We start from the raw sequence: 17609 nt of genomic DNA, 5'->3' as shown, positions 1-17609 counted from the left end.
TATGACGCACCGGCCGGAAACATGTCCGGTAGATTGAAAAAGAATGTCGGTGCTTTGCGTTGTCTGGCGGATCGGCGGCCAGAAGAGCCACCCGGAATTTCACCGGGTCCGTGGTGAGTGGTCCACCTATAGACGGCAAAAAAGCGGGCAGCAAGTTGCCTGCCCGCTTTTCGATGCCGGCGATGACGCCTCAAGAGGCTTCGTGCCGAGCAATATTCGTGTCGTTATGGGACGCGCCGGTTCCCGACCAGTCGACCCTGCGTGTTGCGAACATGGTTGCGGCAATGGCAATGAAGGAAATCATCGCGCCGGCCAGCAGCGCATATTCATCTTCATTCAGAACGAGATACATGACGCCATAGGCCACCGTCAGAACCGTGAACAGGACTACCCCGTTCTTGCGGCTACGGGTTGCGCTTCCGAGATAGGAGGAGATCAGGAGCGCTGTCAGAAGCGACGCCGCAGCATAGGCGATGGTGAAGCCCGTATGTTCCGCAAGTGCGAGCAGCAGCACGTAGAAAACGATCAGCGCCAGCCCCGTCAGCACGTACTGGATCCAGTGCACGCTGCTGCCGCCCCTCAGTTCGACGATGAAGACGGCCAGGAACACCAGAGAGATGAAGCCTATCGAATATTTGAGTGTCCGGGCGATGATCTGGTAGAATTTCACGGGCTCGACGAGGTTGATCCTCATCAGGCTGTCGGTCAGCGGCAGGCGCGAACTCTCGACCACGCGGTCTATGCCCCTTGCGAGATAGGGGATTGTCCAGTTGGCCGTGAAATCCGAGGCTGTGACGGTCTTTTCCTCCGGCAGGAACAGGCCTTCAAAGCCGGGATGCGGCCAGTTGGCCTTGGCCGCCAAACTGGTGGTCTGGCCGGCGGGCGCGACGGCAAAGCTGCCGGAACCATTCAGGGAGAAGGCTATATCGAAATCGAAGCCTTTCTCGACAAGGCCTCTTTCGATCGATCTGTGCACGCCGGCATCGGACCTGATGGACATGTCCTGCGCACCCGTGCGGGGCGCTATGACAGAGATATCACGCATGCCGGGATCGAACGGCAATACGGAACCGCCATCGATCCTGACACCGGCGCTCGAGCGAATGCCGGTCATATCCTGTATGCTGAGAACGAGAATGGCGCTGTCGAGGCGGGGCGTGCCGGAGAAGCGGGCGAGATCCTGAAGGATACCGGCACCGAACCGGCCTTTGAGGACAAGGTCGCCATTATAGACCGGCAGGCTGTAGATCGACAGCCGCTTCTCCTCGGTCTTCAGATCGGCCGTGACATCAAGCATTTCCGGCATGACCAGCGCCCATTCGGTTACGCGGTCGACCACGCTTTGGCCATTGATCTCTCGGCGGCGTTCCACATCGAAAGGGACGGCAAGATAGGGACCGTTCACCACCTGATCACCACCCCAGCCGCTGGCGATCCGCCCGGAAACGTCTTCCGCCCGCGAGGCGCGCTCTTCCGTCAGCCCCCAGACGAGCATGAGCGGCACCAGCAGAACCATGGAGATGAAGCCGATCATCAGGAATTTGGCGCCCGGCGAACGCAGGCTGGTGGAGAAACTGCCGCGTAGCTGGGCTGGAGGCGCGTACCCTCCCCCTGGGACCGGGTCTTTTTCCGCTTCATGTGTCATCCTGAAATCCTTCTAAATATGATCGCGCCGACACCGAAAGCAAAGTTCGGCCAGACGCTGTTTCAAGTTTAAAACCCCGAATAATCTTGCGTCCCCAAGTGAACGCCAGAACTATACTGGAACCGGATTTCGGCTGATTACGTTCGGAATTCGGTTCAATGCGCGGTAAAATTGTGGTTTTGCCGCGTCCGTTGCAGGAAACACAAAGGGCCGGCGTTGCCGCCGGCCCTTTCTCTAAAACCCGTTGGGATCGAGATCAGTCCTTCTTGGACGGAACCACGCGCAACGCCAGTTCGCGAAGCTGCGTCGGCGTTGCCGGCGACGGCGCGTTCATCAGCAGGTCCTGCGCCTGCTGGTTCATCGGGAACAGCGTGATTTCGCGCAAGTTCTTCGCACCGACCAGAAGCATGACCACACGGTCGATACCGAAGGCGCAACCGCCATGCGGAGGCGCACCGTACTGGAAGGCGCGGTAGAGACCGCCGAAGCGCTCTTCCACGTCGCTCTGCGACAGGCCGACCTTTTCGAAAGCCTTGACCATCAGCTCAGGCGACTGGTTACGAATCGAGCCGGAGGCGATTTCGAAGCCGTTGCAGACCGCGTCATACTGGAAGGCCTTGATGGAGAGCGGATCCTGCCCTTCCAGCGCTTCCATGCCACCCTGCGGCATGGAGAATGGGTTGTGGGCGAAGTCGATCTTCTTTTCTTCGTCGTTGTATTCGAAGAAGGGGAAATCGACGATCCAGCACATTTCGAAACGGTCGCGATCGATCAGGTTCAGCTCGTCGGCGGCACGGGTGCGCGCCTCGCCGGCAAACTTGTAGAACTTGGCGGGATCGCCCGCGACGAAGAAGCAGGCGTCGCCCGCCTCAAGGCCAAGCTGCTGGCGCAGCGCCTCGGTGCGTTCCTCGCCGATGTTCTTGGCAAGCGGACCGGAGCCGGCAACCTTGCCTTCTTCTTCCTTCCAGAAGATGTAGCCGAGGCCCGGCTGGCCCTGGCTCTGCGCCCAGGCGTTCATGCGATCGCAGAATGCACGCGAACCACCGGTCTTGGCCGGGATAGCCCAGACCTGCACCTTGGGGTTGGAGGCGATCATGTTGGCGAAAACCTTGAAGCCCGAGCCATCGAAATGTTCGGTCACGGCTTCCATGACAATCGGGTTGCGCAGGTCCGGCTTGTCGGAGCCGTATTTACGGATCGATTCGTCATAGGGAATGCGCGGCCATTCTTTCGTCACCGGCTTGCCTTCGGCAAACTGTTCGAAAACGGCCGTCATCATCGGCTCCATCGTGGTCCAGACATCTTCCTGGGTCACGAAGCTCATTTCGACGTCGAGCTGGTAGAATTCGCCCGGCAGACGGTCTGCACGCGGGTCTTCATCGCGGAAGCATGGAGCGATCTGGAAGTAGCGGTCGAAACCGGCCACCATCAGAAGCTGCTTGTACTGCTGCGGGGCCTGCGGCAGCGCGAAGAACTGGCCTTCGTGGATGCGCGAGGGAACGAGGAAGTCGCGCGCGCCTTCCGGCGAGGATGCGGTGAGGATCGGCGTCGTATATTCGGCAAAGCCCAGATCGCCCATACCCTTGCGCATGGAGGAGATGATCTGCGTGCGCTTGACGATGTTCTTGTGCAGGGTTTCGCGGCGCAGGTCGAGGAAGCGATACTTCAGGCGTACATCTTCGGGATATTCAGGCTCACCGAAGACCGGCAGCGGCAGTTCCTTGGCAACGCCCAGAACCTCGATCTCCTGCGCATAAAGCTCGATCTCGCCGGTGGCCATGCCCTTGTTGATGGTGTCTTCGGAACGCGCCTTGACGAGACCGTCGATGCGGATCACCCATTCACCGCGCACCGTCTCGGCAACCTTGAAGGCCGGGCTATCGGGATCGGCCACGACCTGGGTGATGCCGTAGTGGTCGCGAAGGTCGATGAAGAGAACGCCGCCATGATCTCGCACGCGATGAACCCAACCGGAAAGGCGAACGGTTTCGCCGACGTCGGACTTGCGGAGAGCGGCACAGGTGTGGCTGCGGTAACGATGCATTTTAATATCCTGGAGCGTGTCGTGGGCCAGATGGGCGGCACTGTCGAAATTTGCCGGAAAAGCGCATGACCAGCCCGATTTGTCAAGGCAGAGCACAACAATGTCGCGTTCAGCCTGTCCTTTCGCGCACCTTCGCTTTAGATAGTGCTTATTCAGCCCGCCAAACCGAGTCGGCCCGCAATGAGCCAGATCAGACCTCTTATCCCGCTTCTCGTCACCGCCGGCATTCTGATTGGCGGCAACGGTCTGCAGGGAACCTATATCGCGCTGCGGGGCCTGTCCGAAGGGTTTTCGGCCAGCACCATCGGCCTCATCAGCGCCGCTTACAGCATCGGATTCGCGCTCGGCTGCATTTCGGTGACGCGCCTTCTGCGCAAGATTGGCCATATCCGCACCTTCGCCACCATGGCGGCGGTCGCATCGGCCGCCTCGATCGCCATGCCGCTTGTCCTTCATCCCTTGTTCTGGATGTTGATGCGCTTCGTCATCGGTATTGCGGTCGCCTGTCTTTTCGCCGCGATCGAAAGCTGGATCAATGCGCAGGTGACGAATTCCAACCGTGCGCGCACGCTGTCCATCTATCGTTTCGTCGATCTCGGTTCCGTAACGCTCGCCCAATATATCATTCCCGTCGCCGGCATTGACGGGCCTGTGGTGTTTTCGCTGATCGCCATGGCGCTCACGCTGTCGCTGGTGCCGATCTCGATTGCAGACAAATCCAACCCCGCGCCGCCCAAACAGATCCCGTTCAATCTTTTCGCGGTGTGGCGCATCTCACCGCTTGCCGTCGTCGGCTGCGTCGCTGTCGGCCTCAGCATGGCGGCGTTTCGCAATATCGGGCCAATCTATGCCGAACAGATCGGCCTTTCCGTCACCGCCATCGCCACCTTCATGAGTGCCGGCATCATCGGCGGCGTGGTCCTGCAATATCCGCTCGGCGTCTATTCCGACCGTTACGACCGCCGCATCATCATTCTCGCCACCACGGCGTGCTCCGTGATTGTCGGTCTGTTTCTCGCCCTGTTCGCCGGCTCGGACGAATGGAGCAACATCATCGGCGTCTTCGTGTTCGGCGCCTTTGCACTGCCGCTCTATTCACTGAGTTCCGCCCATGGCAACGACCATGCGAAAGAGGGCGAACATGCGATGGTGTCTGCCGGGCTGCTGTTCTTCTGGTCGGTGGGTGCAACCGTCGGGCCGCTGCTCGCCTCCGTCCTGATCGACCAGTTCGGTCCCAAAGCGCTGTTCAGCTATACGGCCGCGATCCAGATCGTTTTCATCGCCTACACCATATACCGGCTGCGGGTGCGCGAGGGAGTACCCGTTGAGGAGCGGAACTGGCGGTTCCGCCCGCTTTTGCGTACCTCGGCCTATTTTCAGAAGCTGGCCGCCCCTTCACCACCCAAAAACGACGGGCCGACGCCAAAACAACCTGAGAAAAACGATCCTTGAGCCTTCAAAAGCGGGCTTTGTATTGACATGCGCCCGGCAAAGGGAAAGTAAGACGGATAATTTTCACGAGTGGCCATTTGCAATGATTGAAACGACTGCCGCCCTCGCCGAAGCCTGCACGGAACTGGCGAAATCGGAATTCATTACCATCGACACCGAGTTTCTGCGTGAGACGACCTTCTGGCCCGAGCTTTGTCTCGTACAGATGGCGAGCCCTACCCTTGAGGTACTGGTCGACCCGCTCGCCAAGGGTCTCGACCTTACGCCGCTGTTCGAACTCATGGCCAATCCCGATGTCGTGAAGGTTTTCCATGCGGCGCGTCAGGATATCGAAATCATCTATCATCTTGGCGGGCTTATTCCGCACCCGATCTTCGATACGCAGGTCGCGGCCATGGTGTGCGGTTTCGGCGATTCGATCTCTTACGACCAGCTGGTCCAGAGGATCAAGAATGTGCAGATCGACAAATCCTCACGTTTCACGGACTGGAGCCGCCGCCCGCTGACGGAAAAGCAGCTGGATTATGCGCTGGCCGACGTCACCCATCTGCGCGATATCTATCTGGCGCTCAAGGCGCAGCTGGAGCGTGAAGGCCGCTCGCTTTGGCTGACCGAAGAGATGGACATTCTGGAATCGCGCGAAACCTATGACATGCATCCCGACGATGCCTGGCTGCGGTTGAAATCGCGCCTGCGCAAGCCGACGGAACTCGCCATCCTCAAATTTGTCGCCGCATGGCGTGAACGTGAGGCGCGGTCGCGCAACGTGCCGCGCTCACGCGTGCTGAAGGACGATGCGATCTTCGAAATCGCACAGCAGCAGCCGAAGGACACCGAGGCGCTGTCGCGGCTTCGCACCATCCCGAAGGGCTGGGAGCGCTCCTCCTCCGGCACGGCCATCGTCGAGACCGTGAATGCGGCGCTGGCACTTCCGAAAGAGGAAATGCCGAAGGCGCCGCGTCACAGCCACGCACCGGAAGGCTCCGGCGCTGCCGTGGAGCTGTTGAAAGTTCTCCTGAAGCTGACGGCGGACAAGCATGGCGTCGCAGCAAAGGTCATCGCCAACAGCGAAGATCTGGACAAGATCGCTTCCGAGGGCGAGGCTGCCACCGTGGCAGCGCTGACCGGCTGGCGGCGAGAACTGTTCGGCGACGTGGCGCTGAAGCTCATCAATGGCGAAGTGGCATTGCGTTTCGCCGGCAAGAAGGTCGAGGCGGTTGAGGTGGCGGTGAGCGAGGCCTGATCGCCCTCGCCTCGCGCAGTTTTGCGCGTTGTCCGGACGCGAAAGCGCTTCTGCTTTTACCGGACATGCGCCAACCCAAATTTCGCCCGCATCGCGGTCCATCTCTTTGCAGATGGTCTCGCTTTGAGGGTCTTTTCATGAAACCTGCCCATGCTCTGCTGTTGGCCGCATCTATCGCGGCCGCAGGTATTCTCCCTACTCTTTCACCCACGTCAGCGCGCGCCGATGACGGCAAGGTCGATCTTCAGGGCGAATGGACGACCGATTGCCTTGAGATCGGCAAGAACGACCGTCACGGCATCGTCACGCGCATCACCATACGCGGTAGCCGCATGCATGCCGTCTCACAGATTTACGCCCGCAGCAGCTGCCAGCAGCCCACGGTGCAGGTGCGTTACGAAGGCACGCTGGATGGTGGCCTGAAGGACGACGACAGCCTGCTCTTTGCCCATACCGTCACCTCGATCGCCATGACACCCAACGACCCCGCGGTTGTCGAGCATTATAATGGCGACCCGAAGGGTACCGGCTGCGGGTTGACTGGCTGGAAAGAGAATATTCCCTTCGATGTCGATGGCCGGACCTGCGCGGCGATCACCTTTGCCGGCAAGGGAGAAACCCTGTTCGACCGGGCATGGATAAACGGCAACCGGCTGCGTTTTGCCGCTTTCCCCGTCACATGGTCGAACCGCTCGCCGGACGACCGTCCGCAATCCCCGCTTGAAACGGTCTATTACAGAACATCCTATTAAGTCGTGGAGCCGGGTGCACAGCCGTTTTGCGGCAACGGGGCAACAGCCTTTCCAATCCTTCATGTGACCTTACCGAATGGTCACTTTTTGCAGCGCATTTTCCACATTAATGTCGCATATGACCTGAACAGAAGCTTCGCCTGACGGGTGCACGACGCTTCCCTTCCCCGAGATCAAGAACCGACATGAGAAAATTGCTGCCCATTCTGGATTACGTGGTGCTCTTCGTTGCCGTGGCCGGCAGCGGCGTGGCCTACGCGTTTCTGGAATATGGCGGCGGCGCGCTCATTGGCGCCACCTATGCGCTGTTCGCCTGCGCGCCCATCCTCGCCTTCGAGCGTGGTTACGTGCTGCCCGGTCTGTCGCGGCAGGTCAGCGCATTGCCGACACCGGCCTATATTGCCGTCGGCCTCATCATCTACGCCGTCCTCGTCTTCTGTGGCTTCGGGCTTGGCGGTACCATTCTGTGGGTTAGCGGCATATTTCCCGGCACCTGGAAACGGGCGGTGCATGCCGAGGTGCAGACACTGATCTTCACCCTCATCGTCTGCGGCATCATTGTTTTCATCATGCGCGTGCGCGAACTGCTGGGCCGTGACATCTTCATCGATCTCATTCTCGGGCGCTATCGCCGTCCAGTCAGCGAAGACCGCGTCTTCATCTTCATCGACCTCGTCGGCTCCACTTCGTTTGCCGAAACCCATGGCGACCTGAAGGCGCAGGAGTTTCTGGGCGAAATCTTCGCGAGCTACGCAGCCCCCGTCAGAAGACATGGCGGCGTCATTGACGACTACATCGGCGACGCGGCCATCATCACCTGGCCCTATCACATGGCGATAAGGCGGGCAGCCTGCGTGCGCTGTGTTTTCGATATCCAGGCGACCATCGAGGACAAGCGCGACATGTGGCTCGCCCGTTTCGGCGAAGTGCCGCGCCTTCGCTTTGCGATTCATGGCGGACCGGTCATCACCGCCGAAATCGGCGTCGATCACCACAAGATCACCTATTTCGGCGACACGGTGAACACCACTTCGCGACTCGAATCACTGAGCAAGATGCTCGGCCATCCCGTGCTGATTTCCGCCGATCTCGCCCATCAGCTGGTGCTACCCAAAGGTGTGCGCAGCGAATATCTCGGCGAACATGCAGTCAAGGGACGCGGGCAGACGCTCGGCGTGTGTACGCTCAGCCAATATCAGGCACCAGCCGCCTGAAAAAAAACCCTGAAAACAAACGGGTAGCCTCGTTTCCAACGCTGCCCGCCATCAAAATTCATCAAAGCTTCAAACTGCAATCACCTGCCTGTCATGCAGCACCCCTATCGCCTCAATCCTGTCTTCTACAGGTATTGAGGGGTCTCCACCATGAAGCATATTCTTTTCGCACCTTTCGCCGTTCTTGCGCTCGCCACCGCATCCCATGCAGAGCAGGAGTTTCCGGCAAAGCTGGTCTCGCACGCCATTCTGCCCGCCAACACCATCATCGCAGCACCTGCCGATGCGCCGGAATACCTCAAGACATCCGCCAAGTTCACGACGGCCGACCGCAAGCGCGCTGAGGGTCTCGGTACCGTGCCCGGCAAGGATGGCGTTCGCCCGACCGGCCTCTCCATGCCGTTTAACGGCCAGGCCATGCAGGGCTTTTCCGGCATCAAGGCCATGGCGGACGGCAGCTTCTGGAGCCTTTCCGACAATGGTTTCGGCTCGAAGCTCAACTCCAGCGACGCCATGCTGATGCTCCACCACATCAAATTCGACTGGGATGCCGGCAAGGTCAACGCGCTGGAGACCGTGTTTCTTTCCGACCCGGACAAGAAAGCTCCCTTCCCCATCGTAATGGAAGGTTCGACCAAACGTTACCTGACGGGCGCCGACTTCGACGTGGAATCCATTCAGCCCGTTGCCGACGGCTTCTGGGTGGGCGAGGAGTTCGGTCCCTATATCCTGAAATTCACCCGCGACGGCAAGCTGACCGACGTCATCGCCACCAAGGCCGGCGATATCGAGGTGAAGTCCCCGGATCATCCGACCCTGGCACTGCCCGGCAACCCGACGCAGAAAATGCCCGCTTTCAACCTGAAACGATCAGGTGGTTATGAAGGCATGGCACTGTCCAAGGACGGCTCGAAGCTTTACGGCCTTCTCGAAGGCCCGCTCTACAACGCCGAAGGTCAGGTCGAAAAGACCGAAGACGGCTCAACCGCCCTTCGCATCATCGAGCTCGATACCGCCAAGAAGGAATGGACAGGCCGCACCTGGCTCTACCCGCTGGCGCAAGGTGGCGAAGCCATCGGCGATTTCAACATGCTGGACGAGAGCACCGCGCTGGTCATCGAGCGTGACAATGGCGCCGGCACCGCCAACAAGGCCTGCGCCGACCCGAAAAAGCCGGACGTAAACTGCTTTGCCGTGCCTTCCAAGGTCAAGCGCATCTACAAGATCGAATTCAACGACGCCAATGCCGGCAAGGCGGCGCGCAAGATCGGCTATATCGATCTTCTGAAGATCTCCGATCCTGATAACAGGAAGCGTCAGGGCGGGGGCAACGGTTTCTACGACATGCCGTTCGTGACCATCGAGAATGTCGACCGTGTCGACGCCACCCATATCATCGTCGGCAACGACAACAACCTGCCCTTCTCGGCTGGCCGTGCGCTGGACAAGGCCGACGACAACGAGTTCGTCCTGCTGGAAGTCAAGGAACTGCTCGACGCGAAGTAAGGAAAACGGTGCCGGAATTCGTTCCGGTACCATCAGCGCATTGGCGCAATCTCAACTGAACGGAGCGTCCCTGCGGCCTGCAAAAGGAAGCGCGGCGCTCCGTTCCTGTACCGACCCAACCTGACCCGGAACCCGGTTCCGAAACAGGAAAGACCCGTCATGCAGGACAATGCCGAACGACTGTATTACGCCCTGAGGAAAAGCTGGTCGCTCGAAACCAGCAGCCTGTGGTCAAGGGAAAACCCAGCCAGGGGGCAAGGCGGCGTTACAGCACTTGTGGTGCAAGATATTTTCGGTGGCGACCTCGCCCAAACCGTCGTTAGCGGCGCCGACCATTTCTACAATATCGTCAACGGCACCCGCTGGGATTTCACCTTCACCCAGTTCGATATTCCGGTCGGTTACGAGGACAGGCCCGCCACCCGCACGGAGGCGATGGCAAGGGCCACGCCCCTGCAATATGCCTATCTCAGCGCCTGTATCAGGAAGGCGCTGGGGCACTGCTGAATAATAACGGCTTGTGGCGAGGCGACCGGTTTGTCTCGGCGACAAACCGGTTTCGGTCTGTCGTGTTTTTCGTTTGCGGTTTCAAATCCACAACTTCAGCTTCTCCTCCCAAAGCAGACACAATCCATGGCATAGTACCGCAGGTAAACAAGGCGTGCCGAGAGGAGAGTTGTGCGATGAGTGAGAGCTGCCCGGTCCTGACGCCCGCCGAACGGCAGGTTCAGGATATATTGCAACGGACAGAATCGGCGATGGTGTCCACTATTTTCGCAGCGCTTGAGCGTGCAAGCAAACAGGCTGCCGACGAACTCCAGTCAATCGGCTCTGAAATACAGCCACCGCCTCATGACTATTTTGCCGCTGTCGCACACCAGCAGCTTTTCCTGCTGCAATGCGGAGCCGACCTGGAAACATTCGAGGGCGGAGACCCCGAAGTCGCGCGTCACATCATCCAGAACGCTCAAAACATATCCGACCATTACTGGAAGTAAAAAAGCTGCGACTGCGGATGGTTCCGGCGACTGACGGCGCTGTGTGAAGACAGATTTCGTTCCACGCAAAGCGCGCGCACGATCTGCATTTCAAAAGGATATCTGGCCTAATTAGCTTGCCTTCGCAATTTCACGTCACATGCCCTTCATAGTCCCCGGTTACGCAGGCCGAAATCCGGAGACAGGCATGCACTCAACCGCACAACTCAATCGCCCCAAGCTTGCAGAGACAGTTATCCATTCGACGGCAAGCATAAGGGACTCGAACATAGGTAGCTGCTGCGAAATTTTGGCCGATACCTCTCTGCACAACGTCGAACTCGGGAATTACTCCTACCTCGGACCCCGTTGTATTGTCGGTGATGCGACAATCGGGAAATTCTGCGCTATTGCCGCGGACATCAGGGTTGGCGCACCGAACCATCCAATGGACCGACCGTCCATGCACCGTTTCAGCTACTGCCCGGAATATTACGCTACAGATGCGGTACGCGACGGCGCTTTTTTCGATCGCCGCAAGGAGGATCGCGCCATCATCGGTCACGATGTCTGGATCGGTCACGGGGTCATCGTGCTGCCGGGCGTGAAGATTGGAGACGGCGCCGTGCTCGCAGCAGGCGCGGTCGTCACCAAGGACGTGCCGCCCTACACCATCGTCGGCGGTGTTCCCGCGAAGATCATTCGCGAGCGGTTTTCGCAAACCGTGGCGGGGAAGCTTGCCAAGATCGCCTGGTGGGACTGGCCCTTCGAGACGATCATGGCGCGGCTAGCCGACTTTCAATCAAGCGATATCGAAGCCTTTTGTCAGCGCTGGTCCTAGTATAGTCCCACAACTGTCTGTGGTACCAAATGGCCGGCGCCTGCCCGTTACTCGAACACAAACGCCAACCGCTTGCCCGTTAGTTTCGCCAGTTGCTGCAGGCGTCCGTCCAGACGCTCGCCGGCAAAATCGCAATAGGCGTGTGGTACGACGAATTCCAGATCCAGATCCGGATTGGCGGATTTGCGGAATTTCAGGTGATCGACGACGCCGGGCATGGAGGCTGAGAAGAGGTAAACGACGCGCAGCAGGCCGCCGAGCAACTTGCCGAGTTCCAGCAGGCGGTCACCCGCCATGGCGGCGAGCGGCTGTGTGGTGCCGTTGTCGTTCAGCCCTTCGAAGCGGTAATAATTGGCAAGCGCGATATAGGCGCGGCCCGGATGGGTGATCGCCACGAAGGAGGAGTGGGCGATGATGTTGAGCGCCTGCAGGCCGCGATAGTCCGGATGTGCGCGCCAGCTGATATCGGCCAGAAGGCAGGCCGCCTGCCGGTAACGGCTTTCCTCTTCCGTCTCCTCGATGCCGAACACCGGAAAGGTGCGGCCGCTCCAGTCGGCCAGTTCTCGCGCATGTTCGGGCGAACGGGCACGCAGAATGGCAAGCTCGTCGGCCGTGACCAGCAGCGGGTCGGTATCCCGCTCCGCTTCCGTCAGCAGCGAATAAAGATAACCTTCGCGCACGCCCTGCGCCGAAAAGGCGATCGTTGCCGGCTTCATTGCCTTTAGAACTTCGCGCATGGCGATGGCGCCGAACGGCAGAAGCGAACGGCGGTTCTTGGAGACCGCCTGCCAGGCCGGGTCCTTGCTGTCCCTGGAGACGATGACTTCTTCCAGAAAATTCAACATTTCCGCCAGCGGCAATTCATATCCCTGCATCATGTGCAGCGGATAACCCGTGATCTCCATGTGCAGCTTGGCGATGTTTCGCCACGTGCCGCCCACGGCATAAAAGGTACGCCCCTCGCCGGCCGCCAGCAGCTTTGCGAAGGATTTGACGTGCTTGCGGGCAATGGTCGTCGCCTTCTCCAGCGAGCCATCCGATTGCTCCGACAACCGAAGGCCGCCGAGCGGCAGGGTGATGCCCTCGCCGCAGTTCTTGCCCTTGATGTCGATGAGTTCCAGCGAACCGCCGCCCAGGTCGCCTGCAATGCCATCCGGGTCGTGGAAACCGCTGATCACGCCGTAGGCGGAATAAAGCGCTTCCTTTTCCCCGGACAGTACCTCGATCTCGCAACCAAGTATGGCTTCGGCTTCACGGATGAAATCCGGGCCGTTTTCCGCTTCACGCGCTGCCGCTGTCGCCAGCACGTAGAGCTGCTGCGCCTGCGCCTGTTCGGAAAGCGCATGGAAGCGACGCAGTGCCATCAAAGCCCGGCTAACGCCTTCCTCATGCATCCGGCCCGTGAGGGCCAGTCCCTTGCCGAGACCGCAAAGGACCTTTTCGTTGAACAGCACGGCGGGCGCGCGGGAAAGACCTTCATATACGACGAGACGAACGGAGTTCGAACCAATATCTATGACGGAAACGGGGGCAAGGCCGGTCAGCCGCCCCTGTGCTTCTGATCGAGTCATTCAGCCTGTTTCTTGCGGGAAGAAATCAACCCGGCAATCAATTTGGGCGCACTTGATTTCAGGGCTTCACCACGTCCGGAAAGGCTGGGATTGGTCATGAAATAGTGCTGCGCGTTGAACGGTTCTTCGCCTCTACGCACCTCGATGCGCCTCGACGTTCCGTCCGCAAGTATCTCGTAGCTCTGCTGGTTGTCAATGAGATTGCCCAGCATAATCTGTGAAAGAACCTGCTCGTGCACGGTGGGGTTGGTGAGCGGCACCAGCGTTTCAACGCGGCGATCAAGGTTGCGCGGCATCATGTCGGCGGAGCCGATATAGACCAGAGCCTTGTCGGACGGCAGGCCGAAACCATTGCCGAAGCAGAAGATTCGGCTGTGCTCGAGGAAGCGGCCGACAATCGACTTGACGCGGATATTGTCCGACAGACCCGCAACCTGTGGGCGAAGGCAGCAAATGCCGCGCACGACAAGATCGATCTCCACGCCAGCCGCACTGGCGCGGTAAAGCGTATCGATAATCTCGGGATCGACCAGCGAGTTCATCTTCATCCAGATCGCCGCCGGCGCACCGCGCTTGGCGTGCTCGATTTCTTCATTTATGTGCTTCACGATACGCGCACGCAGCGTATAGGGCGAAATAGCGAGCTTCATGCCCTCTTCCGGTTCGCCGTAACCCGTGATGAAGTTGAAGATATTCGCCATGTCGTGGGCGATCTTCGGGTTGCAGGTGAAGAAGGACAGGTCGGTATAGATCTTGGCCGTGATCGGGTGGTAGTTGCCGGTGCCGAGGTGGCAATAGGTTCTGAGCTTGCCGTCCTCGCGGCGCACCACCATCGACATCTTGGCATGCGTCTTGAGTTCGATGAAGCCGAACACCACCTGCACGCCGGCCCGCTCCAGATCGCGCGCCCAGCGGATGTTCGCCTCTTCGTCGAAACGCGCCTTCAATTCGACCAGCGCGGTAACGGATTTGCCGGCTTCCGCCGCGTCGATCAGCGCGCGAACGATCGGGCTGTCGTTGGAGGTGCGGTAAAGCGTCTGCTTGATGGCGAGCACTTCGGGGTCGCGCGCAGCCTGCAACAGGAACTGCACAACCACGTCGAAGCTTTCATAGGGGTGGTGAACCACCATGTCCTTTTCGCGGATGGCGGCAAGGCAATCGCCGGCATGTTCACGCACGCGCTCGGGGAAACGGGCGTTGTAAGGCTCGAACTTCAAGTCGTCGCGCGGTGCGCGCACGATTTCCGAGATGGTGTTGAGCGCGAGCAAGCCGGGCAGAACGGCAACGCGATTATCAGGCACGCCGAGCTCGTGCACCACGAACTGGCGGAGCGACTGCGGCATTTCGCTGTCGGTCTCGATGCGGATAACCGAACCGCGGCGGCGGCGCTTCAGCGCGCTTTCGAAGAAGCGGACCAGATCTTCCGCCTCTTCCTCCACCTCGATATCGCTGTCGCGGATGATGCGGAACGTGCCGAATCCCCGGACGGTATAGCCCGGATAAAGACGGTGAATGAACAGGCCGACCACATCTTCAAGCGTGATGTAGCGGATGGCGTTTTTCTCATCCGGCAAACGAACGAAGCGGTCGAGCGCGGTCGGGAGACGCAACAGCGCCGTCATCGGCTCGCGGCCGTTGACGCTGTCGAGCTGCAGGCCCATCGAGAAACCGAGGTTCGGGATAAAGGGGAACGGGTGCGCAGGGTCGATGGACAGCGGCGTCAGCACCGGGAAAATACGTTCCTCGAACTCGGTGCCCAGCCAGGTACGATCCGCTTCGGAAAGTGCGGCAGGCCGCACGATGAAGATTTCTTCCTTGGCGAGATATTGCTGCAGAACGGCAAGCGAAGCCTGCTGCTCCATCTGCAGGTTGTCGATTTCCTTCAGAATGTCTTCCAGCTGCTCGGCTGGTGTCTTGCCGTCAGGTGTCTTGACCGTAATCTTCTGGCGCACCTGGCCTTCGAGGCCGGCGACGCGGACCATGAAAAATTCATCGAGGTTGGCGGCGGAGATGGACAGAAAACGCAGCCGCTCCAACAGCGGATGATCAGTGTTCAGCGTTTCTTCCAGAACACGGCGATTGAACTGGAGCCAGGAGAATTCGCGGTTGATGAAGCGCGCGGGGCTGTCCCAGAGGTTCTCGCCCTCGGTCACCGGCTGAACCTTGTTGAAGTCGTCCTGCACAATTGCGTCCATGTCCTGTACCATCCCCTGACTTTCCGTCCCGTGATCCTGCTGCATCCCGCGATCGTCCCTCTTGCCCGTATAACAGTTTGACGACGGAACTGTGACAGTCAATCGACCTCCAGCCCGCTACCCCTTGTCCCTTCGCCCATCGCGTTGAGGACTTCCGCCGCCAAGGGACGGGTTATCCTCGTTCCACGCGAGAGCGCCAGCCTGTCGATACGGTCCACAATCGTCTGCGCCGTATCGAGTGAACGCTCCATTCTGTTGACGATGTAGCCTATGAGTTTGTCATCCATATAAAGCTGCCGGTCGGCGAAGAGTTTCACCAGCACCTGTGCCAGAAGACCCTCGTCGGGCTCGCCTGTCTCCACCACCGTCACGGCTTTCAGGCGTGAGCGCAGGTCCGGCAATGTCACCGGCCATGCGGCCGGCCATTGCCGGCTGGTCATCAAAAGCGTGGTGCCGTGCTGGCGCACGCTGTTGATGACATGGAAAAGTTCGGTGTCGTCAAAACCGCGGCGATCGGCATCCTCGAACAGAACCGGTCCGGTTTCGGCAAGGCGCGCAGCGCCAACACCTGCTTGCGGGTGGATATCCTGCGCGCTGCTGATATTTTTCCAGATATTGGCGAGATGCGATTTTCCCGAACCCGGAGGCCCGGCCAGCACCACCACGGGCGAAGGCCAGTTCGGCCATTCATCCACAAGGCTGACGGCAGCCTTGAGCGAGTCGGACACGAGAAGATCGTCCCTTCCGGAAGCGGACTGGTGTGAGAATGCGAGCGGCAGCTGCTCGGCCTTCGACCGGGCGTTGTCGTTTTTGATTTGGTCAGTCATCGTTAGCCCTGAGAGTCAACCTTGCCGGAGGACGTTTCCTGTTCTTCCCAGGGAAGGTTGGCGGCGTGCCCATGGTAAAGATCGCTTTCAAGATATCGCGACAATGCAAAGCGGACAAGCACGCCAACGGCTGCCGCCGCCGGCACGGCGACCAGAAGGCCGACGAAACCGAAAAGCGCACCGAAGGCGAACAATGCGAACATCAGCCATACCGGATGCAGGCCGACGCTGCTGCCGACGAGCTTCGGCTGCAGGATGTTGCCTTCGATGAACTGGCCGGAGAAGAACACGGCAAGTGTCAGAAACACATAGATATAATCAGGCCAGAACTGCACGATGGCAACGCCGACGGCAAGGATGAGGCCAACCATCGAACCAATATATGGAATGAAGCTGATAAGGCCGGAGAAAAGGCCGATCAGCAGGCCGAAATTCAGACCCACCAGCGACAGGCCGACAGCGTAATAAACGCCGAGGATCAGGCAGAGCGACCCCTGCCCGCGCACGAATCCGGCAATTGTCCTGTCCATGTCGCGGGCGATCTGGCGGACCGTATGCACGTAGTCGCGCGGTATCCAGCTATCGACCTTGTCGATCATCCGGTCCCAGTCGAGCAGCAGGTAGAAGGCGACGACGGGTGTAACGACCAGCAGCGACATGACATCGACCAGCGATTTGCCGGAATTCCAGATCTGCGTCAGCAGGGTGCCGATGAAGCCCGCGCCTTCGGTCAGCAGCTTGGAAAAATTCTCCTTCACCGCATTGATCTGGTTGCTCACCCAGTCAGGCAGCAGATTGGCGTCCGCACCGGCGATCAACTGCTGCAGGGACGAGATATATTGCGGGATGCGCGTGATGAATTCGGATGCCTGGGCGGCAATCAGCGGAATGATGATGATGAGCGACAGCGCGAAAATCAGCACGAAGGAGACGAGGATAACGACGGTGGCCATTAACCGGCTGAGGCCTCGGCGCTCCAGCCAGTCGGCAACCGGATCGAGAAAATAGGCAAGTGCCATGCCCGCCACGAAAGGCAGGAGGATGGAGCTGAAGACCATCAGGAAAAAGATAAAGACGGCAAGCACGCCTATCCAGAAAAAAACCTGCCGGCGCAGGCTCGTACCGCTCACATGGGGTTGCATCCGTTCATCCTCTTGTCGCCGTGCCGTCATTGCCCATGATGGAGATAGGATGCGCATATGCACATGGTCAAGGCCGGTGGTCGGGCAGCGATAGACACGGCGGTTACCAGGTCTGTGCAACGACGACGGGTTTTCAAGTCTGCGCTGCGCATATCGCCGTCGAGAGGCCCGAGGCACACAAAACGTCAAACCGTCGCAAA

General features: G+C 59.4%; 14 protein-coding genes and 1 other annotated feature. Of the genes, 8 read left to right on the top strand and 6 right to left on the bottom strand.

The features are described 5' to 3' along the window. Positions 1–57: 57 nt before the first annotated feature. Positions 58–113 (bottom strand) — a sequence feature (sul1 is cis-regulatory element that is thought to sense ions involved in sulfur or methionine metabolism; They are found in Alphaproteobacteria). Positions 114–190: 77 nt separating this feature from the next. Then, positions 191–1645 (bottom strand): cell envelope integrity protein CreD, encoded by a 1455-nt coding sequence (gene creD, locus CRO62_RS23375; RefSeq protein WP_097102190.1) that lies wholly within the window; start codon positions 1643–1645, stop codon positions 191–193. Positions 1646–1901: 256 nt separating this feature from the next. Further along, a complete protein-coding gene (aspS, locus tag CRO62_RS23370; protein ID WP_003512477.1) occupies positions 1902–3689 on the bottom strand; it encodes an aspartate--tRNA ligase in 1788 nt (595 codons plus the stop codon). Between the two features lie 180 nt (positions 3690–3869). On the opposite strand from aspS, the gene CRO62_RS23365 reads away from it, so the two are divergent. From CRO62_RS23365 to CRO62_RS23330, 8 genes are all read left to right on the top strand, one after another. Then, positions 3870–5141, top strand: a complete 1272-nt coding sequence (locus CRO62_RS23365) for an MFS transporter (protein WP_097102188.1) — start codon at positions 3870–3872, stop codon at positions 5139–5141. An 82-nt stretch (positions 5142–5223) separates the two neighbouring features. Then, entirely contained in the window at positions 5224–6384 is a 1161-nt protein-coding gene (gene rnd / locus CRO62_RS23360; RefSeq protein ID WP_097102184.1) for a ribonuclease D, read from the top strand. 137 nt (positions 6385–6521) lie between these two features. Beyond that, positions 6522–7136 carry a hypothetical protein gene (locus CRO62_RS23355; RefSeq protein WP_179784610.1) on the top strand — a complete coding sequence of 205 codons (615 nt, stop codon included), beginning with the start codon at positions 6522–6524 and terminating at the stop codon, positions 7134–7136. 185 nt (positions 7137–7321) lie between these two features. Further along, positions 7322–8350: an adenylate/guanylate cyclase domain-containing protein gene (locus CRO62_RS23350; protein WP_003512469.1), complete on the top strand. Its 1029-nt coding sequence runs from the start codon at positions 7322–7324 to the stop codon at positions 8348–8350. A gap of 150 nt (positions 8351–8500) precedes the next feature. After that, the gene (locus tag CRO62_RS23345) at positions 8501–9856 is read left to right on the top strand and encodes an esterase-like activity of phytase family protein (RefSeq protein WP_097102182.1); all 1356 of its coding nucleotides are present in this window, start codon (positions 8501–8503) and stop codon (positions 9854–9856) included. A 159-nt stretch (positions 9857–10015) separates the two neighbouring features. Next, a complete protein-coding gene (locus CRO62_RS23340) occupies positions 10016–10363 on the top strand; it encodes a hypothetical protein (RefSeq protein WP_097102180.1) in 348 nt (115 codons plus the stop codon). A gap of 176 nt (positions 10364–10539) precedes the next feature. Next, a complete protein-coding gene (locus tag CRO62_RS23335; protein WP_097102178.1) occupies positions 10540–10854 on the top strand; it encodes a hypothetical protein in 315 nt (104 codons plus the stop codon). A 187-nt stretch (positions 10855–11041) separates the two neighbouring features. Further along, positions 11042–11674 (top strand): DapH/DapD/GlmU-related protein, encoded by a 633-nt coding sequence (locus CRO62_RS23330; protein ID WP_097102176.1) that lies wholly within the window; start codon positions 11042–11044, stop codon positions 11672–11674. A gap of 47 nt (positions 11675–11721) precedes the next feature. Here the strand turns inward: CRO62_RS23330 and ppx are convergent, their stop codons facing one another. The 4 genes from ppx to CRO62_RS23310 form a co-directional block, all read right to left on the bottom strand. Next, complete coding sequence (gene ppx, locus CRO62_RS23325) at positions 11722–13245, bottom strand: exopolyphosphatase (RefSeq protein ID WP_097102174.1); 1524 nt, start codon at positions 13243–13245, stop codon at positions 11722–11724. After that, entirely contained in the window at positions 13242–15440 is a 2199-nt protein-coding gene (locus CRO62_RS23320; RefSeq protein ID WP_097103263.1) for an RNA degradosome polyphosphate kinase, read from the bottom strand. The genes ppx and CRO62_RS23320 overlap by 4 nt, the downstream gene beginning before the upstream one ends. Before the next feature lie 98 nt (positions 15441–15538). Beyond that, entirely contained in the window at positions 15539–16267 is a 729-nt protein-coding gene (hdaA, locus tag CRO62_RS23315; RefSeq protein ID WP_013635869.1) for a DnaA regulatory inactivator HdaA, read from the bottom strand. Between the two features lie 2 nt (positions 16268–16269). Further along, complete coding sequence (locus CRO62_RS23310) at positions 16270–17409, bottom strand: AI-2E family transporter (RefSeq protein WP_080798846.1); 1140 nt, start codon at positions 17407–17409, stop codon at positions 16270–16272. Between the last annotated feature and the right edge of the window lie 200 nt (positions 17410–17609).

Origin of the sequence: Rhizobium sp. AN6A (assembly GCF_900215635.1) — a bacterium.
Lineage (GTDB): Bacteria > Pseudomonadota > Alphaproteobacteria > Rhizobiales > Rhizobiaceae > Agrobacterium > Agrobacterium tumefaciens.
This window is presented reverse-complemented; position numbering and strand designations above follow the sequence as displayed.